At 75.6% G+C, this 22466-nt stretch carries 22 protein-coding genes; 10 read left to right on the forward strand and 12 right to left on the reverse strand.

What is annotated here, in order from left to right; all coding sequences use genetic code 11:
- The first annotated feature begins 37 nt into the window (after positions 1-37).
- The 3 genes from GKE82_RS11775 to GKE82_RS11785 are packed head-to-tail and all read left to right on the forward strand — an operon-like array spanning position 38 to position 4049.
- The gene (locus tag GKE82_RS11775) at positions 38-1225 is read left to right on the forward strand and encodes a sensor histidine kinase (protein ID WP_154733415.1); all 1188 of its coding nucleotides are present in this window, start codon (positions 38-40) and stop codon (positions 1223-1225) included.
- The gene (locus tag GKE82_RS30745; RefSeq protein ID WP_309233559.1) at positions 1222-2001 is read left to right on the forward strand and encodes a LytTR family DNA-binding domain-containing protein; all 780 of its coding nucleotides are present in this window, start codon (positions 1222-1224) and stop codon (positions 1999-2001) included. Before GKE82_RS11775 ends, GKE82_RS30745 begins: the two co-directional genes overlap by 4 nt.
- Positions 1998-4049: a cation acetate symporter gene (locus GKE82_RS11785; protein WP_230316152.1), complete on the forward strand. Its 2052-nt coding sequence runs from the start codon at positions 1998-2000 to the stop codon at positions 4047-4049. Before GKE82_RS30745 ends, GKE82_RS11785 begins: the two co-directional genes overlap by 4 nt.
- Here GKE82_RS11785 and GKE82_RS11790 read toward each other — a convergent pair.
- Genes GKE82_RS11790 through GKE82_RS11800 form a run of 3 tightly spaced genes read right to left on the reverse strand, consistent with a single transcriptional unit; the run spans position 4046 to position 6409 of the window.
- Entirely contained in the window at positions 4046-4456 is a 411-nt protein-coding gene (locus GKE82_RS11790) for a hypothetical protein (RefSeq protein ID WP_154733416.1), read from the reverse strand. The two genes, GKE82_RS11785 and GKE82_RS11790, sit on opposite strands and share 4 nt — an antisense overlap.
- A complete protein-coding gene (locus tag GKE82_RS11795) occupies positions 4456-5424 on the reverse strand; it encodes a hypothetical protein (protein WP_154733417.1) in 969 nt (322 codons plus the stop codon). Before GKE82_RS11795 ends, GKE82_RS11790 begins: the two co-directional genes overlap by 1 nt.
- A 22-nt stretch (positions 5425-5446) precedes the next feature.
- On the reverse strand, positions 5447-6409 hold the full coding sequence (locus GKE82_RS11800) for a hypothetical protein (protein ID WP_154733418.1): 963 nt from the start codon (positions 6407-6409) through the stop codon (positions 5447-5449).
- A gap of 58 nt (positions 6410-6467) precedes the next feature.
- Between GKE82_RS11800 and GKE82_RS11805 the strand changes: the two genes are divergently transcribed.
- On the forward strand, positions 6468-7586 hold the full coding sequence (locus tag GKE82_RS11805; protein WP_196189185.1) for a trans-acting enoyl reductase family protein: 1119 nt from the start codon (positions 6468-6470) through the stop codon (positions 7584-7586).
- A complete protein-coding gene (locus GKE82_RS11810) occupies positions 7583-8509 on the forward strand; it encodes a bifunctional 2-polyprenyl-6-hydroxyphenol methylase/3-demethylubiquinol 3-O-methyltransferase UbiG (protein WP_154733420.1) in 927 nt (308 codons plus the stop codon). Before GKE82_RS11805 ends, GKE82_RS11810 begins: the two co-directional genes overlap by 4 nt.
- A gap of 19 nt (positions 8510-8528) precedes the next feature.
- Here the strand turns inward: GKE82_RS11810 and GKE82_RS11815 are convergent, their stop codons facing one another.
- Together GKE82_RS11815 and GKE82_RS11820 are read right to left on the reverse strand one after the other, a co-directional pair.
- Entirely contained in the window at positions 8529-8867 is a 339-nt protein-coding gene (locus GKE82_RS11815; protein ID WP_154733421.1) for a TfoX/Sxy family protein, read from the reverse strand.
- The gene (locus tag GKE82_RS11820; protein WP_196189186.1) at positions 8867-9568 is read right to left on the reverse strand and encodes an SGNH/GDSL hydrolase family protein; all 702 of its coding nucleotides are present in this window, start codon (positions 9566-9568) and stop codon (positions 8867-8869) included. Before GKE82_RS11820 ends, GKE82_RS11815 begins: the two co-directional genes overlap by 1 nt.
- Between GKE82_RS11820 and GKE82_RS11825 the strand changes: the two genes are divergently transcribed.
- Complete coding sequence (locus tag GKE82_RS11825) at positions 9567-9851, forward strand: hypothetical protein (protein ID WP_230316153.1); 285 nt, start codon at positions 9567-9569, stop codon at positions 9849-9851. The two genes, GKE82_RS11820 and GKE82_RS11825, sit on opposite strands and share 2 nt — an antisense overlap.
- Positions 9852-9854: 3 nt before the next feature.
- On the opposite strand, the gene GKE82_RS11830 is transcribed toward GKE82_RS11825, so the two are convergent.
- Positions 9855-10970, reverse strand: a complete 1116-nt coding sequence (locus GKE82_RS11830) for a lysylphosphatidylglycerol synthase transmembrane domain-containing protein (RefSeq protein WP_309233560.1) — start codon at positions 10968-10970, stop codon at positions 9855-9857.
- Between the two features lie 82 nt (positions 10971-11052).
- On the opposite strand from GKE82_RS11830, the gene purT reads away from it, so the two are divergent.
- Complete coding sequence (gene purT / locus GKE82_RS11835) at positions 11053-12276, forward strand: formate-dependent phosphoribosylglycinamide formyltransferase (RefSeq protein WP_154733423.1); 1224 nt, start codon at positions 11053-11055, stop codon at positions 12274-12276.
- Between the two features lie 25 nt (positions 12277-12301).
- Here the strand turns inward: purT and GKE82_RS11840 are convergent, their stop codons facing one another.
- On the reverse strand, positions 12302-12958 hold the full coding sequence (locus tag GKE82_RS11840; protein WP_158276595.1) for an HAD family phosphatase: 657 nt from the start codon (positions 12956-12958) through the stop codon (positions 12302-12304).
- Positions 12959-13046: 88 nt separating this feature from the next.
- Here GKE82_RS11840 and GKE82_RS11845 point away from each other — a divergent pair, with 88 nt between their 5' ends.
- Entirely contained in the window at positions 13047-14318 is a 1272-nt protein-coding gene (locus GKE82_RS11845) for a diguanylate cyclase (protein WP_154733424.1), read from the forward strand.
- A 462-nt stretch (positions 14319-14780) separates the two neighbouring features.
- Complete coding sequence (locus GKE82_RS11850) at positions 14781-15158, forward strand: MGMT family protein (RefSeq protein ID WP_196189187.1); 378 nt, start codon at positions 14781-14783, stop codon at positions 15156-15158.
- A 9-nt stretch (positions 15159-15167) separates the two neighbouring features.
- On the opposite strand, the gene GKE82_RS11855 is transcribed toward GKE82_RS11850, so the two are convergent.
- Both GKE82_RS11855 and bcp read right to left on the reverse strand, forming a co-directional pair.
- Positions 15168-15803 carry a GNAT family N-acetyltransferase gene (locus tag GKE82_RS11855; protein ID WP_154733426.1) on the reverse strand — a complete coding sequence of 212 codons (636 nt, stop codon included), beginning with the start codon at positions 15801-15803 and terminating at the stop codon, positions 15168-15170.
- Between the two features lie 76 nt (positions 15804-15879).
- Complete coding sequence (bcp, locus tag GKE82_RS11860; protein WP_154733427.1) at positions 15880-16350, reverse strand: thioredoxin-dependent thiol peroxidase; 471 nt, start codon at positions 16348-16350, stop codon at positions 15880-15882.
- A gap of 530 nt (positions 16351-16880) precedes the next feature.
- Here bcp and GKE82_RS11865 point away from each other — a divergent pair.
- The gene (locus GKE82_RS11865; protein ID WP_154733428.1) at positions 16881-17873 is read left to right on the forward strand and encodes an endonuclease/exonuclease/phosphatase family protein; all 993 of its coding nucleotides are present in this window, start codon (positions 16881-16883) and stop codon (positions 17871-17873) included.
- Between the two features lie 3 nt (positions 17874-17876).
- Here GKE82_RS11865 and GKE82_RS11870 read toward each other — a convergent pair whose 3' ends face one another.
- Genes GKE82_RS11870 through GKE82_RS11880 form a run of 3 tightly spaced genes read right to left on the reverse strand, consistent with a single transcriptional unit; the run spans position 17877 to position 22466 of the window.
- Entirely contained in the window at positions 17877-19865 is a 1989-nt protein-coding gene (locus GKE82_RS11870) for a PAS domain S-box protein (protein ID WP_154733429.1), read from the reverse strand.
- 9 nt (positions 19866-19874) lie between these two features.
- Positions 19875-21530, reverse strand: coding sequence for an ATP-binding protein (locus GKE82_RS11875; protein WP_154733430.1), 1656 nt, complete (start codon positions 21528-21530; stop codon positions 19875-19877).
- Between the two features lie 48 nt (positions 21531-21578).
- A complete protein-coding gene (locus GKE82_RS11880) occupies positions 21579-22466 on the reverse strand; it encodes a DNA-formamidopyrimidine glycosylase family protein (protein ID WP_309233561.1) in 888 nt (295 codons plus the stop codon).

A 22466-nucleotide genomic window follows, 5' to 3' on the forward strand; every position in this document is an offset into this window, starting at 1 on the left:
ACGCGCTCCGGGCGCGGGGCTAGGCTCGCCCCCGGTCATGGACGTCCTGCTCGGCGTGCTCCTGGGTCTCGCGCTCGCCGCCTCGATCGCGGCGTGGTCCCGCCTGCTCGCCGCCCCGCGGCGCGTCCTCTCCCCCGAGGCGACCGCCACGCGCGCCGCCCTGCACACCGTCACCTCGACGCTGCCGCACCTGCGCCGCGGGCTGGACGCCGACAGCGCCACCACCGCCGCCCCGTACCTGCGGGCGCTCGTCGGGTCCCCCGCGCTGGCGCTGACCGACGGGCACGTCGTGCTCGCGTTCGAGGGGCCCGGGTCCGAGCACCACCGCGCCGGGGACGCTGCCGCCCCGCTGTTCGTGGCCGCTCACGCCGACCGCGTGCACGTCGAGCCGCACTGGCACTGCGCCGCCCCGGGCTGCCCGCACGGTGTCGCCGTGACCGCGCCGCTGCACGCCGGTCAGCGCAACGCGGGAACGCTGGTGGCGCTCTACCCGCGCGACCGGCGGTTGGTGCCGGAGGACACCCAGGTGGTGCAGGACGCGGCGATGCTCGTCGGCGCGCAGCTCGCGCAGGCCGAGCTCGATGCGCAGGGCGCCCGCCTGGCGGAGGCGGAGCTGCGGGCCCTGCGTGCGCAGATCAGCCCGCACTTCGTCTACAACGCGCTCGCCGCGATCGCCGCGCAGATCCACGCCGACCCCGACGAGGCCCGCGAGCTGCTGACCGACTTCGCGGAGTTCACCCGCTACGCGTTCCGCGGCCGCCGGCCGTACGTGACGCTCGCCGACGAGCTCCGCTACGTCGAGAAGTACCTGCGGCTCGAGCAGGCCCGCTTCGGGGAGCGGCTGACGATCCGCATCGAGGTCGCCCCGGAGGTGCTGCCCGCCGTCGTGCCGGTGCTGAGCGTGCAGCCGCTGGTGGAGAACGCGGTCCGCCACGGCGTCGAGGCGCACGGGGGCCGCGGGCACCTGGAGATCCTCGGCCGCGACCTCGGCCCGGACGTCGAGCTGCGCGTCCACGACGACGGTCCCGGGATGTCGGCCGACCGGGCGCGCGAGGTGCTCGTCGGCGGTCGGGAGGACGGCGGCATCGGGGTGTCGAACGTCGACGGGCGGATGCGGGCCGCGTTCGGGGAGGACTACGGGCTGCGGATCGACACCGCGCCCGGGGAGGGCACCGGGGTCGTCATGACCGTGCCGAAGTTCCGGGCGGGGGTGCGGGCGTCGTGACCGCCGCGCCGCTCACGGTGCTCGCCGTCGACGACGAGCGCCCGGCGCTCGAGGACCTCGCGCGGATGCTGCGCGCCTCCGACCGGGTCGGGGAGGTCGTCACCGCCGCGGGCGCCAAGGACGCGCTGCTGGAGCTCGCGCAGCGCCGCTTCGACGCCGTCTTCCTCGACGTGCGGATGCCGGGCCTGGACGGGGTCGAGCTCGCCCGGGTCGCCGGTCGCTTCGCCCACCCGCCGGCGCTGGTGTTCGTCACCGCGTACGAGTCGGCGGCGGTGGACGCGTTCGCGCTGCACGCCCTCGACTACCTGATGAAGCCGGCGAGCCGGGCGCGGATCGACGAGGCGGTCGCGCGCGTCCAGGCGCACGTGGCCGAGGCGTCCGCGCCTCCGGCGGGCGGGGAGCGCCCCGGCGACCCCGACGAGGTGCCGTGGGACGACGGCGGCGACGTCGTCCCGGTCGACAACGTCCGCGGTGGCGGCACGCGGCTGCTGCAGCGCAGCTCGATCCTCTACCTGCAGGCGCACGGCGACTACGTGCGGATCGTCAGCGACGACGGCCGCTTCCTGCTGCGCGCGCGGCTGCACGACATCGAGCGGCGCTGGACGCCGCACGGCTTCGCGCGCGTCCACCGGGCCTACCTCGTCAACCTCCGCCGTGCGGTCGAGCTGCAGCCGCAGCTGAACGGGACCGCGGTGCTGCGCCTGGCGGACGGCAGCGAGGTGCCGATCTCCCGCCGCCAGGTCGGGGACCTGCGGCGGCGGCTCCAGGTGCGATGAGCACGCCGGACCGCCGTCCCGTCCGGTCCCCGCGCGACGAGCTCGTCGACCAGACCCCGGTCGGCGGCATCTACCTGCGGCGGCTCGTGCGCGCGCAGCTGACGCTGTCGCTCGTGTCGCTCGTCGCCTTCGGCGGGCTGCTCGGCGCGCTGCCGATCGCCCTGTACGTCGTGCCGTCGCTCAGCTCCGCGGCCGTGCTCGGCGTGCCCTGGGCGATCGTCCTCCTCGGCCCCCCCGGTGTTCCTCGTGCTGCTCGGCGTCGGCTGGCTGTACGCACGGCGCGCGGACGCGCTGGACGAGGCGTTCCGCGACCTCGTCCACGACGACCGTCCCTGACGATGCTGTCGATCCTCGCGGTGTCGGTGGTGACGCTCGGGGCGGTCGGCCTGGGCGCGTGGGGCGTGCGGTTCGCGCGCACCACGAGCGACTTCTTCGTCGCGTCGCGCGCGATCAGCCCGTGGTGGAACGCGGCGGCGATCAGCGGCGAGTACCTGTCGGCCGCGTCGTTCCTGGGCATCGCCGGACTGCAGATGAAGCTCGGTGCCAGCGCCCTGTGGCTGCCGGTCGGGTTCACCGCCGGGTACGTCGCCCTGCTGCTGTTCGTGGCGGCCCCGCTGCGCCGCTACGGCTCGTACACGATCCCGGACTTCGCGGAGGCGCGGCTCGACGCGCCGCGGATGCGGCTGCTCGCCGCCGGGATCGTGCTCGTGATCGGCGGCTTCTACCTCGTGCCGCAGCTGAAGGGCGCCGGGATCGCGCTGGGAGTCGTGACCGGGGCCCCGTACTGGGTCGGGGTCGTGGGCGCGGGGGTCGTCGTGGCGCTCGTCGTCGCGCTGGGCGGGATGCGCGGGATCACCTACGTGCAGGCGTACCAGTACTGGGTGAAGACGTTCGCGATCCTCGTGCCCGCGTGCCTGCTGCTGATCCACCTCGGCGGTCTGCCGCAGCGCAGCGCGCTGTTCGGGCAGGAGCTGCCGCGCGCCCCGGCCGCCGGGCTCGTGGTGTCCCTCGACGCGCCGACCGACGTCACGTTCCCCGCCGCCGCGACCTACACGATCGACGGGGTGCGGGCGTCCGCCGCGGCGGGCGAGGAGCGCACGCTGCCCGCCGGGGCGCTGCGGCTGCCCGCCGGGACGGTCGTGCCGGTCGCCGAGGGGATCGAGGCGCAGCGCGGCGAGGACTGGATCCGCCCGATCAGCGACGAGGGCCGGGCGTCCCCGCTGTTCGTCGGCTCGCTGCTGCTGGCCACGTTCCTCGGGACCATGGGCCTGCCGCACATCCTCGTCCGCTTCTACACGAACCCGGACGGGCCGGCCGCGCGCCGCACGACCGTCCGGGTGCTCGGGCTGCTCGGGCTGTTCTACGTCTTCCCGGTCGTCTACGGGCTCCTCGGGCGCGTCCTGACGCCGCAGCTGTACGTGACCGGCGCCACCGACGAGGTCGTGCTGCGCCTGCCCGAGGCCGCGATGCCCGGGCTGGGCGGCGAGATCCTCGCCGCGCTCGTCGCGGCCGGCGCGTTCGCCGCGTTCCTGTCGACCGCGTCGGGGCTGCTCGTGTCGATCGCCGGGACGATCAGCCACGACCTGCGCCGCGCGCGCGGCGGGCGCGGCGCCGACGTGCGCACCCGCCGGTTCCGCGGCGCCGCGCTCGGCGGCATGCTCGTGCCGGTCGTGCTCGCGCTCGTCGCGCGCGGCGTCGACATCTCGCTGCTCGTCGGCTGGGCCTTCGCGCTCGCGGCGAGCACGTTCTGCCCGCTGTTCCTGCTCGGGATCTGGTGGACGCGGCTGACGTCGACCGGGGCGGCCGCCGGCATGCTCGCCGGGGCGGCGACCGCGACGGCCGCGATCGTCGTCGGGGTGCTCGGCGGCGGCGAGGCCGTCACCGCGGGGGACGCCGTGCTCGCGCAGCCCGCGGTGCTCAGCGTGCCCGTGGCGTTCGCGACGATGGTGCTCGTGTCGCTGCGCACCCCGGCGCGCCTGCCGCGCGACGTGGAGGGGCAGCTGCGCGCGCTGCACGCCCCCGAGGGGCTCGGACTGCCCGCCCGCTAGTCGCGGTCGCGCCCGCGGCGCCCGGCGGCGATCGCCAGGCCGGTGAAGCCGACGCTCGTGGCCACGAACGACGCGGCCGCCCCCGCCACGTAGGCGGGGTGCTCGTCGACGTCGGGGCGGAACGCCAGCGGCAGGAACGCCATCGCGTTCGTCCACGCCCCCACCTGCAGGGCGCGCGCCGCGTAGCGCGGCGGCTCGGGGACGGCGAGGCCGCAGACGACCGTGGCGGTGCCGAGCATCGCGAGGTCGAGGTGCCACTGGCGCACCCGAGCGGTGTTGCGGATGCCCAGGCGCCGCGCGAGCTCGGGCTGCTGGCGGGCCAGCGTGTACACCCAGCCGCTCAGCGCCCCGGCCGCGAGCTCGGCCATGCCGGACCGCACGAGGGTGTCGCCGGTCGGGCGGCCCATCAGCGGCGCTTGCGCTTCTTCTTGTTCGAGGAGACGTGCGGCTTGCTCGGCGCGGGCGTGTCGTCGGCCGACGGGGGCGGTGGGGTCGCCTTGCGCCGCTCCGGCTCCGGCTCGGACGCGGCGCCCGCCTTCGCGCGCTCGCGCGCCTCGCGCAGCTCCTGCTGGGTCGGCCACGGCTCGGCGCGGCCGGACTGCCACGCGGGCGGCACGCCACCGGCGGTCCAGAGCTGCATGAACAGGAAGCCGAGCGCGACGAGCCAGAACGCCTGCACGACCGGCAGCTGGCCGCCGATCGGGATCACGAAGAGGACGCCGACGATGATCCCCAGCGTGCCCATGAAGCGCGTGAGCAGCCCGGCGCGCATCGCGTTCAGCGCGACGAGCACGAACGCGAAGCCGATCGCCAGGACGCCGACCTGCCGCAGGATCTGGGAGACGATCAGCAGGTCGGAGGCCTGCAGGACGTCATGGGCGGTCCGGGTCGAGAAGTCCCCGGAGCTGACGAAGTCGCGGGCGCGGACGGCGACGACGACCTGGAGCATCAGGCCGCTGATCGCGACGAGCGCGGGACCGGCGATCACCGCGTAGATCACCGAGCGCGGGAACTCCTTGCGCCGCGCGCTCGTGGCGCGCGCCAGGTACGACAGCGGCACGGCGGTGAGCAGGGCGCCGAGCGCGAGCACGCCGCTGAGCAGCAGCAGCGTGACCATCTTGTCGTCGTAGAACTGGATCTGCGCGGTGCGCAGGCCCTCCCGCCCGATGTCCTGGCCGGCGGCGTCCCGGAGCGCGTCGAGCAGCAGGACGCTCGGGAGGTCCTGGTAGACGAGCCCGGCGGCGATGCCGCCGCCGAGCGTCAGGACCCCGGCGAGGATGCTGGCGATGCCGGCGCGGGTGCGCCACTCGCTCTCGCGAGCCAGGATCTCCTCGACCGGGACGTCCGTCTCGGCAGGGCTCTTCACTCGCGCCACGGCGAGGAATTGTACGGCCAGCTCAGCCGTTCTGCGTGCCCGGCAGCCCGCCCGCGCCGGAGAGGCCCTGCTTGAACAGGTTGCCCAGCAGCTGGGCCGCGTCGTAGGTGTCGCCGGCCGCCGGCGCGGTCAGGTCGAGCTTCGTCCCGAAATCCGACAGGACGTACTCCTGCTCGACGGTGCCGCCGGGCATGCCGTTCTGGGCGGGGAGCTTCACGGTGCTCGTGATCTTCCGCGCGACGCCGTCCTCGCCGACGTACAGGTCCGCGGGGATCTGCGTGTCGAGCCCGAGGGCCTCCGAGCCGCCCGCGAGCTTCTCCAGGTCGCCGAGCAGCTTGTTGATGCGGTCCTTCTGCTCGGCCGGGAGGGCGTCGATCGCCTGCTGGGGCGAGTAGGTGCCGCGGAAGTGGGTGGTCGGCTGTCCGTCGACCTGGACCTCGCCGACCTTCTTCAGCGTCCCGATCGACTCCAGGAGCTTCAGCTGGCTGGCCGGGTCGACGGAGTAGAGCTTGTCGAGGCCGGTCGTGTCGACCCCGGCCGACTTCGCGAGCGCGCCGATGTCGAGCTTCAGCCACTCGGCCCCGCCCGGGAGGGCCGGGATGCCGGCGCCCTTGGGCAGCTTCACGTTGACGACACCGCCGTCGTAGAGCACCTCGACGGTCCCGGAGAGCGGAGCGCCGAGGCTCTGCGCCAGCGGCGCGAGGTCGATCGTCATCCGGCCGGCGGGACGGTCCAGCGCGGTGACGCCGGACGCCTTCAGCGCGATCGGCTTGGGCAGCCCGGCGCCGCTGATGCGGACGCTCAGCGCCAGCTTCGCGCTGCTCTTCTGCGCCGTGCGCTGCGCGGCCTGCGCGACGCTGACGACGCCGCCGTTGGTGCCGCCCCCGCCGCCGTCGCCACCGTCGTCGTCGCCGCAGCCGGCGGCGAGGAGGGCCCCGGGGGCGAGCAGGGATGCGGTGGCCAGTGCGGCGACGAGACGCTTCATGGGGCCGAGGCTACCCGTCGGGAGCGCGAACCATGCCGCTCGCCGGTACGGTCACGCGATGCCCGAGCAGCAGTCCTCCGCCCCCGTCGCCGTCTACGGCGCGACCGGCTACACCGGCAAGCTCGTCGTCGCGGAGCTGCGGCGCCGCGGACTCGAGGTCGTCGTGAGCGGCCGGTCCGCCGACTCGCTGGCCCGCGTGGCCGCCGACAACGGGCTGCCGTCGAGCGCCGTGCGCCCCGCCCCGGCCGACGACGAGGCCGCGCTCGCCCGCGTCTTCGAGGACTGCGCCGCCGTGATCGCGTGCGCCGGCCCGTTCCTCCAGGTCGGCGAGCCGGTGCTGCGCGCGGCCATCGCCTCCGGCACCCACTACGTCGACACGACTGGCGAGCAGCCGTTCATCAAGCTCGCGCTCGAGCGCTACGGCGTGGACGCGGCGCGGGCCGGGGTCGCCGTCGTCAGCGGCCTCGGCTTCGACTACCTGCCCGGCGACCTGCTCTGCGCCGTCACCGCCGAGGGCCTCGGGCCGCTGCGGGAGCTGCGGATCACCTACGCGGTCCAGGGCTTCGGCGCGACGCGCGGCACGATGCACAGCGCGCTGCTGATGATGGGCGGCGAGGAGTGGGAGTACCGCGGCGGGCGGCTCGCCAAGGCGCCGCTGCGCCAGCCGCTGGGCGAGACCGCCGACATTCCCGGCCTCGGCCGCGTGCCGGTCGCCCGCTACCCGTCGGGCGAGGTCGTGACCGTCCCCCGTCACGTCCACACGCAGGAGATCGTCTCGCGCATCACCGCGGCGACCTTCGCGCCGCACCCGCGCGCCGCGAAGGCCGTCCCCGCCCTGACCCCGGGCATCGCGGCGCTGCTGCGCACGCCGCTGCGCGGGGTGCTCGACAAGGCGATCGACCGGCTGCCCGCCGGCCCGCCCGAGGACGCGCGCCGGGCCGCCGCCTACACGCTCGTCGCCGACGCGGTCCCCGCCAACGGCTCCGCCGCCCGGCGCGGCGTCCTGCGCGGCACCGACGTCTACGGGATCACCGCGGTCACGACCTCGCACGCCGCGCAGCTCCTGTCCGACCCGGCCTACGACCGGGCCGGCGCCCTGGCCCCGGCGGAGGCGTTCGACGCCCGCCCGTTCCTCGACGCGCTCGGCGAGCACGGCATCAGCTACGAGGTGGCGTGACGGTCTGCCCGGCCTGCGGGGCGCGCGTCGCCCCGTGGCGGGACGTCCCGTCCGGCGAGCCGGGCGTCGCGCCGCTGCCGGTCGGGCGCTGCGCGGCCTGCGGCACCGGCGTGACGCTCGCCGCCCCGCCCGCGCAGGAGGACTTCCACGAGTCCGGCGCCTACGCCCCGGTCGCACCGCGCGGCGCGGCGCTCGCCGCACCGCTGCTGGCGCGCTTCGACCGGCAGCGCCTGCGGCTCCTGGCGCGCGCCTGTCCCGCCCCGGCCCGCGTCGTGGACGCGGGCGCCGGACGGGGCCGCTTCGTCGCCGCCGCCCGGGCCGCGGGCTACGACGCCACCGGCGTCGAGCCGACCGCGCGCGGCGTCGACATGGCCGCCTCGCGCTACGGCGTCGCGCTCGTCCGCGCCGCGATCGAGGACGCGCCCGTGCCCGCCGCGAGCGTCGACGCGGTCTCGCTGTGGCACGTGCTCGAGCACGTCGACGACCCGGCCGCCACGCTGCGGACCCTGCGGTCCTGGCTGCGCCCCGGCGGCGTGCTGCTGCTCGGCGTCCCGAACCTCGCGAGCTGGCAGGCGCGGATCGGCGGCGACCGCTGGTGGCACCTCGACCTGCCCCGCCACCGCACGCACTTCACGACGACCGGGCTGCGCGCGCTGCTGCGCCGCGAGGGCTTCACGGTCGAGCACGAGCAGCACCTGCTGCTGGAGCACAACCCGTTCGGGCTCTGGCAGTCCGCGGTGTCGCGCGTGACGCCGACACCCTCCTGGCTCTACTACGCGCTCAAGCGCGTCGCCCCGCTGCGGGCCGCCGACGCGCTCCCGACCGTCGCGGCGCTGCCGCTGCTCCCGGTCGCCGCGGGCGTGGAGGCCGCGGCCGGGCTCGCCCGGCGCGGCGGCACGGTCGCGGTGCTCGCGCGCATCTGACCGGCCGCTGCGCGGCGCGTCAGGCGCCCTTCGGCGGAAGACCGGCCACGACCGCCAGCCCCCGGTCCACCCAGGAGCGCAGCGCGGCGTCGTCCTCCAGCTGCGCCGTGGCGACGCGCAGCCAGCCGTCCATCTCGCGGCCGCCCATCACCATGCGCTCGACCCCCTGCTGCTCGACCAGCGCGGCCGAGGTCGCCGGGTCGACGCGCACCAGCAGGCCGCCGGTGCCGGACGCGCAGACCGCCATGTGCCCGTGCACGAGGAACGCGAGGCCGCCGAACATCCGCTTCTCGGTCACGGCGTCGCGGTCGGCGAGCGCGGCGCGCAGCCGCAGGGCGAGGTCCTCGTCGTGGGCCATCAGGGGATCCTGACGCGGGCGGCGAGGCGGCGGTAGCCGGCGACCGACGGGTGGTCCCCCTCGATCGTCAGGTCCGTGCGCATCCGACCGGGCGCCGCCGGGTCCTCCAGCGCCGTGTACCAGGGGGCGACCGGGACGCCCTCCCGCCGGCCGATCGCGCGGATGCGCCGGTTCAGGTCGTCGATCAGCGGCGCCGCGGCGGGGTAGCCGTTGTTCCACGGCAGCAGCTCCACCATCGCCACCCGCAGGCCCGCGGCCTTCCCGCGCCGCACCATCGTGTCGAGGTCGTCGGCGGCATCGGCGACCGGGCGGCCCTGGGCGATGTCGTTGATCCCGCCCTGCACGACGAGCACGTTGGCCCCGCGCGCGCACCCGTCGAGGCGCTGCGCGATCTCGTCGGTGCGCTGCCCGTTGATCCCGCAGTTGCGCACCTCGGTCCCGGGGTGGTCGCGCTCGTACCAGTACGCCCACTGGGAGCGCTCGTCGAGCGCCGGCCCGATCTGGGCGCGCACCGACGGGTCGGGATCCCACAGCGGCGTCCCCGCGGTGATCGAGTCCCCGAGGGCGGCGACGACGGTCGTCGCACGTCGCTCGGCGGGCGGGTCCGGCCGGGGACCGGCCCCGGCGCTCCCGGGGTCGTCCCCGCACGCGGCGAGCAGCAGGGAGAGCGCGAGGAGACCCGCGAGGGCGAGGAGGCGCATGTGCGACGATCTGGTCATGGACGGTTTCGGTGGTCTTTTCGGCGATCCAGAAGAGCTCCAGAAGCGGATGGCGGAGTTCGCGAATCAGATGCAGGGCCAGCAGCGCCTGGCCTGGGCGGACAACGCGATCAAGCTCGCGGTGGACATGACGGTCGCGGCCGTCAACCGGATCAACCTGCAGGGTGACGCTGAGGCCCAGGCCCAGCAGATCCGGCAGGTGATGGCGGTGGTCTTCCCGGAGGCGGTCACGTTGGTCCGCGAGGCGCGCCAGGGCCTGCAGTAGCGCTCAGCGCTTCGCGCGGCGCGACGCCCGCCGAGCCCGCCGCTCGGCGCGGTCCCGTGCGGTCGCGGCCTCCTCGTCCAGCCAGGACTCGCCGGGCGGAGCCGCCGCGCGCGCACGCGCGGTCGCGGCGACCGTCTCCCCCTCCGGCGCGAACCCGACCTCGGCGTCCTCCCGCGCCCGCGCGGCCTTGCCCGCGTCGATGACCTCGCGGAACGAGCGGAATCGGAAGATCGTGACGATCGCGAGGAAGCCGAGTCCGATGCTGAACGCGGCGATCGCGATCTGCTGGCCGACCGAGTAGGCCGCCGCGCCCGCGCCGAACACCTTCACGAGGAACGCCTGCTGCACGCCCGCACCGCCGGGCGTGAACGGCACGATCGCCGCGACCGCGTTGACGCCGAGCACGAGCAGCACGTTCTTCACCGAGCCGCCGATGTTGAATGCCTCGAGCAGGCACCAGAACGCCGTGAAGCGGAAGCACCAGCCGTAGAACTGGAAGGCGAAGACCTCCCGCAGGTAGCGCGGCCGGTCGTAGAGGATCGTCAGGCCCTGCTGCACGCGCGCCCAGAACGCCTGCACGCGCCGCGACAGCACCGCGAAGAGCACGAGCGAGAGCACCCCGAGCGCGGTGAGGAAGAACAGCGTGAACCGCGGATGGCTGGCGAAGAAGCTCAGGTCGAACGCGCCGAGCGCCGCGAAGTCCGGGGGCTTGGGGAAGACGCCCTGCGAGAACGCGAAGGTGAGGATGAAGATCCCCATCGTCAGGTCGAAGACGCCCTCGACGAAGAACGCGGCGCCGACCGCCGGGTAGGACGAGCGGGGCACCGACGTCTTCGTGAGGAACAGCTTCATCACGTCGCCGCCGCGGGCCGGCACGACGTTGTTGAAGCCGTACGCGGCGACGTACGCGCCCCAGATGCGGCGGAACTCGATCCGCTCCGCCGGGTACGCGGCCCGCAGCACGTGGAAGAACGCGCGGGCGCGGAAGCTCAGGTAGATGCCGAACGCGGCGAGGCCGAACGCAAGCCACTGGAACTGCACGTCCGCGAGGTTCCCGACGAACTCCTCGACGGCGTCGACGAACTTCGAGACGTCCTCGCTGATGCTCGCGATCGGCACGGGCCACGAGGGTACGCGATGGCCGCGCCGGGGCTCGGGGTCGCGGGCGAGGACGGCGGCGCCGTGCGATCATCGCGCGCCCATGGGCATCCAGGAGACGATCGGCACCCCGGGCACCGCAGGCGCGACGCGCCTGGTGCTCCTCGGCAGCGGCGAGCTCGGCCGGGAGGTCGCGCTCGAGGCGATGCGGCTCGGCGCCGAGGTCGTGGCGGTCGATCGCTACGCGGGGGCGCCCGCGATGCAGGTCGCGCACCGCTTCCACGTCGTCGACATGACCGACCCGGCGGCGCTCCGCGCCGTCCTCGAGGAGGAGCGCGGTCGCCCGTGCGCGGCGCTGCACGTCGTCCCCGAGATCGAGGCGATCGCCACCGAGGTGCTCGTCGAGCTCGAGGCCGACGGCCTGCTCGTGACGCCGACCGCGCGCGCCGCCCGGCTGACGATGGACCGGGAGGGCATCCGCCGGCTCGCCGCGGAGGAGCTCGGGCTGCCGACGTCGCCCTACCGGTTCTGCGAGAGCGCCGAGGAGGTCGACGCCGCCGTCGCCGCGCTCGGCGTGCCCTGCGTGGTGAAGCCCGTCATGTCCTCGTCCGGCAAGGGCCAGTCGGTCGTGCGCAGCGCCGACGGCGGCCGCGCCGCCTGGGACTACGCCCAGGAGGGGTCGCGCACGAGCATCGCCCGCGTGATCGTCGAGGGCTTCGTCGAGTTCGACTACGAGATCACGCTGCTGACGGTCCGCCACGCGGGCGGCACCTCGTTCTGCGCCCCGATCGGGCACGTGCAGGAGGACGGGGACTACCGCGAGTCGTGGCAGCCGCAGCCGATGAGCGACGCGGCCGCCGCGCGCGCCGAGGAGGTCGCCCGCGCGGTCACCGAGGCGCTCGGCGGGCACGGCCTGTTCGGCGTGGAGCTGTTCGTCGTCGGCGACGACGTGCTGTTCAGCGAGGTCTCCCCGCGCCCGCACGACACCGGCATGGTGACGATGGCGACGCAGGCGCTCAGCGAGTTCGCGCTGCACGCCCGCGCGATCCTCGGCCTTCCCGTGCCCGCCGGCCGGGTGCCGCTGCGCGCCCCGGGGGCGAGCGCGGTCGTGCTCGGGTCCGACACGGTCGAGGCCCCGGTCTTCGCCGGGGTCGCCGCCGCGCTCGCGACCGACGACCGGATCGACCTGCGCCTGTTCGGCAAGCCGGAGTCGCGCCCGGGCCGCCGGCTGGGCGTCGCGCTCGCGACCGGCCCGGACGCGGACGCGGCGCGCGCGCTCGCGCGGGACGCCGCCGCGCACGTGCGCGTGGAAGCCGGGCTGCGCTGACCCGGCTCGCGGGGCCGGGGCCGGCTCAGCGCAGGCCGAGCGCGGCGTGGACCGCGTCGTCGGCGAGCGAGCCGGCGAGCAGGTCCGCGTGCGGCAGCTCGGTCCCGGGCAGGTAGGGCACGCCGATCACGAACATGCCCGCGGCGTGGGCGGCGGCGACCCCGGGGGGCGAGTCCTCCAGGCCCGCGCAGCGCTCCGCGGGCACGCCGAGCGCCGCGGCGGCGGCGAGGTACAGGTCCGGTGCGGGCTTGGGGTGCTCGACGTCGTCGGCGGTCAGGACGATCGCGAAGCGGTCACGGACGCCGCCGACGGTGAGCGCGCGCTCGCAGAAGGGCCGCGAGCTGTTGGACGCCAGCGCGAACGGGCGGCCGGCCGCCTCGAGCGCGTCGAGCAGCTCGAGCGCCCCGGGGCGCGGCGGGCAGCCGCCGAGCAGCTCCTCCATGACGAGGTCGTGCAGCTCGTCCATGAGCGCGATCCCCTCCCCCGGCCGGTCGAGCATCTCCTCGAGCTTGCGGGCGGCGACCGCGCGCGAGCTGCCGATGATGTACCGCTTGTGCTCGTCGGTGAACGTGCGGTCGCGGCGGGCGAAGAGCGTCACCTCGGCGCGCGTCCACGCGACCTCGGTGTCCAGGAGCAGGCCGTCGTTGTCGAAGACGACGGCGTCGGGCGGCGTGGCGGTCACGACGCACATGGTGGCCGATCGACCCCCGCGAGCGCCGTTGCGCCAGATCGACTCAAGCAGCGCCGGCGCTGGCCGACCACGCGCGTAGATGCTCCTGCTCGTCGTCGCGCTCGCCGGCTGGGGACTCGCGGCGGCGGGTGCCCTCGTCGCGCTGCGCGCCCACCGGGCGGCCCGCCACGCCGAGCGGGAGGCGCAGGCCCACCGGGCGCAGCGCGAGGAGACCGAGGGCCGGCTCGGCGCGATCGCCGCGATCGACGCGCAGACCGGGCTGCTCAACCACCGGGCGTTCCACCAGCGGCTCGAGGACGAGGTCGGGCGCGCGCTGCGCCACGAGCGCCCGCTGAGCGTCGTCGTCCTGGACCTCGACCACTTCAAGGCGATCAACGACCGCCACGGGCACCCGGCCGGTGATCGCGTCCTCGCCGAGGCGGCCGCGCGGATCACGGCGATCGCCCGCGTCGGCGAGCACGTCGCCCGGGTCGGCGGCGAGGAGTTCGCGCTGATCCTCCCGGACGCCGACGGCGTCGGCGCGTTCGCCGCGGCCGAGCGGCTGCGGCAGGCGATCGCGGCACGACCGTTCGCCGAGGTCGGCACGCTCACGGTGTCGGCGGGGGTCTGCGCGCTCAGCACCGCCGGGTCGGCCACCGAGCTCTACCGGCTCGCGGACGTCGCCCTCTACTGGGCCAAGGACCACGGCCGCAACATGACCTTCCGCTACACGCCCGAGGTCGCCGCCGAGCTGCAGCCGCAGCGCGAGCGCGACGGCGCGTCGGACCGCGCGCGGGCACTCGCGAGCCTGCGGGCGCTCGGCACGCTCGTGGACGACCGGCACCCGTCGACCGTGGGGCACGCCGAGCGCGTCGCGGCGCTCGCGCACGCACTGGCGCTCGAGGCGGGCTGGTCACCGGACCGGGCGCAGCGCCTGCGCGACGCCGCGCTCGTGCACGACGTCGGCAAGGTCGCGCTGCGCGAGGAGGTCCTGCTGAAGACCGCGCAGCTCGACAGCGACGAGCGCGCCCACGTGCAGACGCACGCGATGATCGGCGCGCGGATCGCCTCCTCGGTCCTGGACGAGGAGCAGCTGCGCTGGATCCGCGGGCACCACGAGCGCTGGGACGGCACCGGCTACCCGGACGGCCTGGCGGGCGACGCGATCCCGGACGGGGCGGCGCTGCTGGCGCTCGCCGACGCGTGGGACGCGATGCGCAGCGACCGCTGGTACCAGCGGTCGCGCGATCCCTCCGGGGCGCTGGCCGAGGTCCGCCGCGAGGCGGGACGGCACTTCGCCCCCGGCGCGGCCAGGCTCCTGGAGGGCCTGGCGGCGACGGGGCGGCTGCGCCGGATGACCGGCGTGCGCTGAGCCTCAGCGGCCGGGGCGACCGCCGCCCCGCTGGGGCGGCAGCTTGCGGGGCACCTGCCGCACGACGCGGTGGGTCGGCGGCTGCTGGAGCCGGCGCGGGGCGCGCCGGCCGGTGGGGAATGGGTCTCGCTCTCGCACGAGCGCTCCTCTCGGAAACGGGGTCGACCCCGCGACGGGGTCCGGATGCGGCGACACGCCCGGGCACGGACTGGTCACGGACGGTGCCGGTAGTAGACGTCGCGGGCGCGATGGCGGAGCGACGTGCTGCACGCTGCGAGCGCCTGGTCGGCGCGAGCGATCGGGCGCGCGGCCCGTCTACAGGAACATGGAGTCCATGACGCCCCGACCGTAGCGCAGCCACGCGCTGCGCGCAACCGCGTCACCCGTCGCGTATCGCGGTGGTGGTGCCGTCGAGGCCGGACTGCTCGTGAGCGGTCGGCACGGTCCGGTCGTCCTCGCACCGTGGCGGGCTCCGCGAACGACGCGCGCATCCGGGCGCAGGTCCTCGACATCGTCCGCCGGCTCCAGGTGGGTCGGCTCACCACGCACCAGGCGATCGGGGACGAGCTCGACGTGCCGGCCCGGTACGTCGCGTACATCCTCTCCCGCGAGGACGACCCGGCCGTCCCGGTCCACCGGGTCGTCCGCGAGGACGGCTCCGTCGGCGGCGGCCGCCGCGCAGCGGCGCTGCGCGGCGCGCTGCAGGTCGAGGGCGTGCCGCTCGACGACCGCGGGCGCGTGACCGATCTCGCGACGCGGTTCGAGCGGCCCGTGCTCGACGCCGAGAGCCGGGCCGACCCGGCGACCCCGCCGGAGCGGTCCCCGCTCCCGGAGCGGTGAGGACGCCCGTCAACCGCCGACCGGCCGCCACATGCCCCAGAAGTGCGGACCGCCGAACGGCGTGTCGTACTCGCAGGCGGTGCGGAAGCCGAACCGCTCGTAGAGGCGGACGTTGTCCGGATCCGACGCCTCGAGCCAGCACGGCATCCGGTCCGCGTCCGCGCGGGCGACGCCCTGCTCCAGCAGGCGGCTGCCGACCCCCAGGCCCTGGTGCGCCGACCCGACGCCGAGGTAGTGCAGCCACCAGAAGCGGTGATCGGGCGGGATGTGCCCGGTGACGGCGTGGTCGACGACCGCCGCCCGCCACGTCCCCACCCCAAAAATCCGCAGCATCGCGACGGTCTCCGCGAGCGGACGCACGGCGGGCGTGCGGAAGCCGGGCGCCTGCCAGAGCGCGGCGCCGCGCACCACGCCGTCCTCCCCGGCCGCGACGTCGACCGGACCGGCGTCGGCGTCCTGCGGTGTGATCCGGGCGAAGAACGCCGCCAGGGCCCGGGTGCGACGGGCGGCGTCCGGCACGATGAAGCGGAACGCCCGGTCGACGTGGAACGCATCGGCGAGCACGCCGGCGACCGCGGCGTGCTCGGCCGCGCCGGCCTCGCGCGCGGACACGACGGGACGCTCGGCGCTGCGGGAACGGGCCATGCGGCGACCCTACCGGCGGGGCGCCAGCCGGACGGCCGGGCCGGGCCCGACCGCGGTCCGCGCGGCCGGCGGCGCGTCAGCCGACGCCGAGCTCGTCCAGCGCGGCGAAGACGAGCTGCTCGTGCTGCTTGGGCTGCACCTTCGGCAGCACCGCGGCGATCGTGCCGGAGCCGTCGATGATGAACGTCGCGCGCTGGGCGCCCCAGTAGGTCTTGCCGTACATCGACTTCTCGACCCAGACGCCGAACTGCTCGCACACCGCGTGGTCCTCGTCGGCGAGCAGCGTGAAGTTCAGGGACTGCTTGTCGTGGAACTTCTTGACCTTCGCGACCGGGTCGGGCGACAGGCCGATCACGACCACGTCGCGGTCCGCGTACGCGGACGACGCGTCACGCACGCCGCACGCCTGCGTGGTGCAGCCGGGCGTGTCGGCCTTGGGGTAGAAGTAGAGGACCACCGTCTTCCCGGCGTGGTCGGCGAGTGCGACGTCGTTGCCGTCCTGGTCGGGGAGGGTGAACGCGGGGGCTGGGGTTCCGGCTTCGAGCATCACGCCAGGGTACGTCCCGGGGTGCGTCCAGGATCGTCGGGACGCCGTGCTCCGAGGTTCCCCTCCGCGCACGAGGACCGCGATCTCGGTCCCTGACCAGACGCCTGCCCGCGTCGAGGACGCCGCCGAGCGATGGCACCACCACCCCGAGGAGCGTGTCGGGCACCTTCCGGGTGGCGTGTCGCGCAGGTCGACGACCCCGCCGCGCGCCCGGACAGGCCCGGCCGGCCGCCCGCCCCGCCCCGCCCCGCGGCGTGTGAACGGACATTTCCAGACCCTCCGGGGGCAGAAGATGGACAGGCTCGAGCGGCATCTGTGCGGGGCGCCGGGAGCGATGCGGCGGGCGTCGGGCGGCAGACGGTCGCCCGGACTGTCCATCTCCTGCCCCTCCAGGGTCTGGAAATGTCCGTTCACCGCCCACCGCCCGCCCGCCCGGCCGCCCGGCCGCCCGGCCGCCCGGCCGCCCGGGGCGTGAGGATGCCGTGAGAAGGCGTGGTGTGGAACCGGGGGTCGCGGGAAGGATCGGGGGCATGACCGCTCCCGCCCGCCCGCTCACGCCGCCCGGCCGCACGCCCACCCGCGCCACCCGCAGCGGACAGGCCGGGCGGATGCTGCGGCGCGGCGCGCTCGCCGTCGTCGCGCTCGGCCTGGCCGCGCCGACCGTCGGGAGCGTCGCGCCCGCCTCCGCGTCGACCTCGGTGCGCGTCATGACCTTCAACATCGCCCAGCTGCGCGTCGAGGACAGCCGCGACCGGATCGTGCGGCTCATCCGCTTCTACGACCCGCAGGTCGTCTTCCTCAACGAGGTCGACGGTCCGAACGACCAGCGCAACCAGGCGCACAGCCTGGCCGCCGCGCTCGGCATGCAGGCCCAGACCTACCTCACCGAGCGGCACGGCAGCGTCCTGCGCGGCAACGCCATCCTGATCCCGAAGCGGCTGCGGTTCCTGCGCGTGAGCCGCAGCCGGCTCACGCCCAACGGCTGCTACCTGCGCGGCGTCGTCGGCGCGACCGTCGACCTCGGGGCCGCGAACGTCAACCTCGGTGTCGCGCACCTCGACGGCAAGGAGGCCGGGGCGAGCTGCTCCAACGACCCCGGCTACCCCGTCACCAGCGCCGACGCCGCGCTCGAGCAGGCCAAGCAGCTGCGGCGCATCGTCGGCAAACCGAGCTGCGCGACGTTCGTCGGGGGCGACATGAACCGCGTGCCCGGCAGCTCCACGCACCGGGTCCTGACCACGTTCCTCAAGGACACGTGGCTGCAGCGCTTCGACGGTCGCCCCGTCCACCGCGGCGGCAACCAGTACACCTACGGCTGGGCGACGGGCGGCACCCCGGCCAAGCGCATCGACTACCTCCTCTACGACAACGCCACGCCGATGAACGCCGACGTCCCGGACGACGGCCTGCGCGTGCCCGGCGGCGAGCCGGACGACTACGGCGCGGGCACCTTCCCCTCCGACCACAAGCCGGTGATCGCCAGCTACCGCATCCCCGCGGCCCGCTCCTGCCCCGCGGGCTAGGTCCTACGAGGGTGCTCGAAGCTCGGACCGACGCGGTCCGAGCGGTGGCATCGCGCCCAGCGGGTGCGCGGTCTGGACCCGGCCGAGCGACGTGCCGTCGACGTCGCGGACCGTGACGCCGCGGACCCGCACCCGGACCTCGGAGCCGTCCGCGCGCACGATCAGCAGCTCCGTCACCGCCGTGCCCTCCGCGTCGAGGCGGGCCGCGTAGGCGAACGCCTCGTCCAGCGTGGCGGTGCGGATGAAGAAGTACGGCCGCCGCGCACCGATCAGCTCGTCCTGGCGGTAGCCGGTGAGCGTGCAGAACGCCTCGTTGACCGCGACGACGACCCCGTCGAGCGTCTGCAGGAACGGCTCCTGCATCGCGTCGCGGATCGCCTCCGACAGGTCGCGCTCGGCCACGAGCCGGCGCTCCGTCTCGCGGCGCTGCGTGATGTCCTTGAACGTCACGAGCCGCAGCCCGCGTCCTCCGCGCGGGTCCTGCACGAAGCGGACGCTCACGATCACCGCGACGCGGCGACCGCCGCGGCAGTGGAGCTCGTGCTCGGCGGTGTGGTCGTCGTGCGGATCGCGCTCGCGGATTCGTGCCGCGTCCTCGATCGCCGTCTCCGGCGGCAGGTACGGGAACTGGCCGGGTGACGCGCTCAGCAGCTCGCCGCGGGTCCAGCCGGTGAGCGCGACGAACCGGTCGCTCACGTCGATGATCCGCGCGTCGTCCCCGAGGACGATGAACGGGTCGGGGAACCCCGCGACGAGCGCCGCGTTCCACTCGCGCTCCCGCCGCAGCGAGGACTCGAGCTCGCGCCGCGCTTCGATCGCGGCGTCCCGCAGGCGGACCGTGACGCGGCAGCCCGCCCCCGGCGCCGTGTCGATCTCGAGCTCCCCCTGCAGGTCCGCCACCCGGCGCCGCAGGCCCGCGTGCCCGAGGTGCCCGGACCGCTCGGCGTCGACGAGCTCCGCGCGCGTGAAGCCCCGCCCGTCGTCGGCGACGCGCAGCAGCAGGCCGCCCGCCTCGCGACGCAGCTCGACGGCGAGCTCGCTCGCCTCGGCGTGCCGCTCGGCGTTGGCGACGAGCTCCCGCAGGATCGGCAGCACGACGGTCGCGACGTGGCCATCGATCTCGGGGTCGACCGCCACGTGCGCGGTCAGGCCGGAACGGCGGACCGCCTCGTCGACGATTCGGCCGATGCCCGACTCGAGGCCCGCCGCCTCCAGGGCGTCGTCGTGGACGACGTGGGTGAGGCTCCGCAACGCGCGCGTCGCCTCGGCGAGCCCGTCGCGGACGTGCTCGAGCGCCGACGGGTCGCTCTCGGCACCGTCGAGGTCCTGCCGGGCGGCCAGCAGCCGCTGCAGCGCGTCGTCGTGAAGCAGCTGGGCGATGCGGACGCGCTCGCGCCGCTGCAGGTCCTCGGCGTCGGCCTGCAGCGTCGCGGTGTGGCGCTCGAGCGCGACGAGTCCGTCGAGCCGCTCCCGCATCTGGCGGGCGACGACCGCGCAGACGCCGACGACGACCGCGATGAAGAAGCCGTTGCGGGCGGCATCCGCGACGCCGTGATGCACGAGCTCGACGGGGACGATCGCGCCCGCGATGCCGACGCCGCGCGCCGCGAGCGCTCGCGGCGACAGGAACATCGACCAGACGACGAACAGCAGGATGAGCGGGACGAGCGCGGCGACGCTGCGGCTCGGGTGCGCCGCGACCGCCAGCCCGAGCACCATCGCCACGTCGAGCGCCGAGACGACCGCGGAGGGCAGGGCGACCCGGCGACGCACCAGCAGCCAGACCCCCGTGGCGTAGGTCTGACAGACCGCTGCGGCGAGGAGGAAGGCGCCGTCGCGCAGCGCCCCGTCGTCGAGCGCGAAGCTCGCGCTGCAGGCCAGCGGGACGGTGCTCAGTCGCGCGGCGGCGATGACCGCCGCGCGGTCACGGCGCGGCAGCCGCATCCGGTGGGTGAGCCCACTCGGCTGCGCGGAACTGGGCGGTGACGCCACGCCTCGACCCTACCCCAGCCTCGAGCGGTCCCCCTGGACGTGCGGCCTCGGCTGCCGCAGGCGCGGCCGCAGCCTCGCCGGGTGCAGCGCCGCGAGCTCGTCCCGGAGCTCGGTGCCCGTGGAGAGGTCCTTGAACGTCACCAGGTGCAGGCGCCGCCCGCCACGCGGGTCGACGACGACCGATGCGGTCGCGAGCACGTCGACGCGACGCCCGTCCTTCGTGGCGATGTCGTAGCGCGTCTCGTGCTCGAGGTCGGCGCTCAGGTCGGTCGCGATGCGCCGGATCGCCGCGCGGTGCTCGGGCGGCCAGTACGGCAGGTCACCCGCGGGCGCGGCCAGCAGCTCCGCGCGGGTGAACCCGGTCAGCTCGACGAAGCGGTCGCTGACCTCGACCAGCCGCAGGTCCGAGGTGGCGACGACGAACGCGTCCGGGAACCCGGCGACGAGCGCGGCGTTCCACCCGCGCTCGTGGCGCAGCGCCTGCTCGAGCGCGCGGTGCGCGCGGACGTCCGCGTCGGCGAGGACGACCTCCACCCGGGTCCCGGCACCGGGCCGGGCGTCGACGGTCAGCGAGCCGTGCAGCTGCTCGACCCGGCGGCGCAGCGCCGCGTGGCCGAGGTGCCCGGCGGCCTCCGCGGTCCCGAGGTCCTGGAGGCGCAGCCCACGGCCGTCGTCCTGCACGACGATCGACACGGCAGTGCCGTGACGCTCGACCGTCACGTCCAGGCAGGTCGCGGCCGCGTGGCGCTCGACGTTCCCGACGAGCTCCCGGACGACCGCGAGGACGAGCGGGTTCGCCGCCCCGGCCGCCCCGGCGTCGACGCCGACGGTCGCCTCCAGGTCGGCCCGTCGCGCGGTGTCGTCGACGAGCCGGCGCACGGCGGCCTCGAGGCCGGCGGCCTGGAGCGCCTCGTCGTGCACGACGCGGGTGAGATCCCGCAGCGATGCGGTGGCGGCCCGCAGACCCTCGCGGGCGCGGTCCAGCGCCTCGGCGTCGCCGGACAGGCTCTGGTCGAGGTCCTGCCGGGCGGCGAGCAGCCGCTGCAGCGCGTCGTCGTGCACCAGCTGGGCGATCCGCTCGCGTTCCCGGCGCTCGAGGTCGGCGACCTCGACGAGCAGCTCGTCGGCGCGCTGCTCGACCTCGGCGGTGAGCCGGTCGCGGCGGCGCAGCTCGGCGGCGACGAGCGCCCCGACCCCGACGGCCACGACCGACCCGGCGAGCGTGCGGAGGTTGGGCTCACCCCCGCGCAGCAGCAGCTGCAGGACCGTGACGGTCGCGGCGATCCCGAGGCCCGAGACGACGAGGTGCCGGGGCGTGCTGGTGAGCGCCCAGGCGCCGATCGCCAGCAGGGCCATGGCCCGCCCGGCCGGATCGACGCGCGGGTTCGCAGCGACGATCAGCACCACCAGGACGACGAGGTCCGCCGCGGTGGATCGCGCGCCCAGCGTCGCGCCGCGACGGGCCAGCTCCCAGCGCACGAGCGCGTACGCGAAGCACGCGGCCGCCACGCCGAGGAACACGGGGTCGCGGGTCGCGGGACCGTCGGCGGCGATGCTCGACAGCAGCGCGATCGGCACGACGAGCAGCCGCAGCAGGGCGCCGATGCGCGCGTGCCCGGCCGCATCCGGCCCACCGGCCGGTCCCCTGTGGTCGTGCCGCACCATCGCCGCCGGTCATTCAACCAGCCGCGGAGCGGTCCGTCACCGCGCGGCTCACTTCAACAGCCGCGACAGGCGCCGGTCCTTCAGCACCTTCCCGTCGGTCTGGCACCGCGGGCAGTAGCAGAGCACCTGCTCCTCGTAGTGGACCGCCTCGATCGTCGTGCCGCAGCGCGGGCACGGCACACCGTGGTGTCGGTGCACGAGCAGCGGCAGCGGCAGCTTGTCCGGGATCGGCAGTCGCACGACGTCCTCGTAGTGCGCCAGTGCGGCCCCGAGCCGGTCGACCATCGCGGCACGCAACGCGGCCGCGTCCTCGTCCGAGAGGCCGCCGGCGCGCGCGAACGGCGAGAGCCGCGCCTCCCAGAGGATCTCGTCCACCCACGACCGGCCGATCCCGGCGAGCACCCGCTGGTCACGCAGGACCGCCTGCAACGGCCGGGCCTTCTGGGGGCCGAGCACGTCGCGCAGGTCGGCCGGCGGGTCGGGCCACGCCTCCGGGCCGAGCGTCGCCAGCGCCGGATCGGCGGCGAGCTCGTCGGCGCGCAGGAGCTTCGCCCACGCCGCCTGCTTCGTGCCGAACTCCTTCAGCCGCAGCTCCCGGTCGGGCGGCCGGCCGTCCTCGTCGGCGATGCGCAGCAGCAGGCGGTTCGCGCGGTCCTTCATCGAGGCGCGCTTCTCGAACAGCTGCAGCCGGCCGGCCGACATCAGGTGCAGCAGCAGCGCGACCGGGCCGCCCGCCGCGGGCGCGTCGAGGTCGACGACGAGGTGCTTGCCGATCCGTCGCACCCCGGTGATCGTGGCGCCTTCGAGCGCGTGCAGGGGCGGGTCGAACGTCTTGAGCGTGTTGAGCCCCGGCGCGAGCGCCGACGCGACCGTCGCGCCCTCCAGGGCCGCCGAGAGCCGGCGCGCGGTGATCTCGACCTCGGGCAGCTCGGGCAC

The organism is Conexibacter sp. W3-3-2 (genome assembly GCF_009707605.1).
GTDB lineage: Bacteria > Actinomycetota > Thermoleophilia > Solirubrobacterales > Solirubrobacteraceae > Paraconexibacter > Paraconexibacter algicola.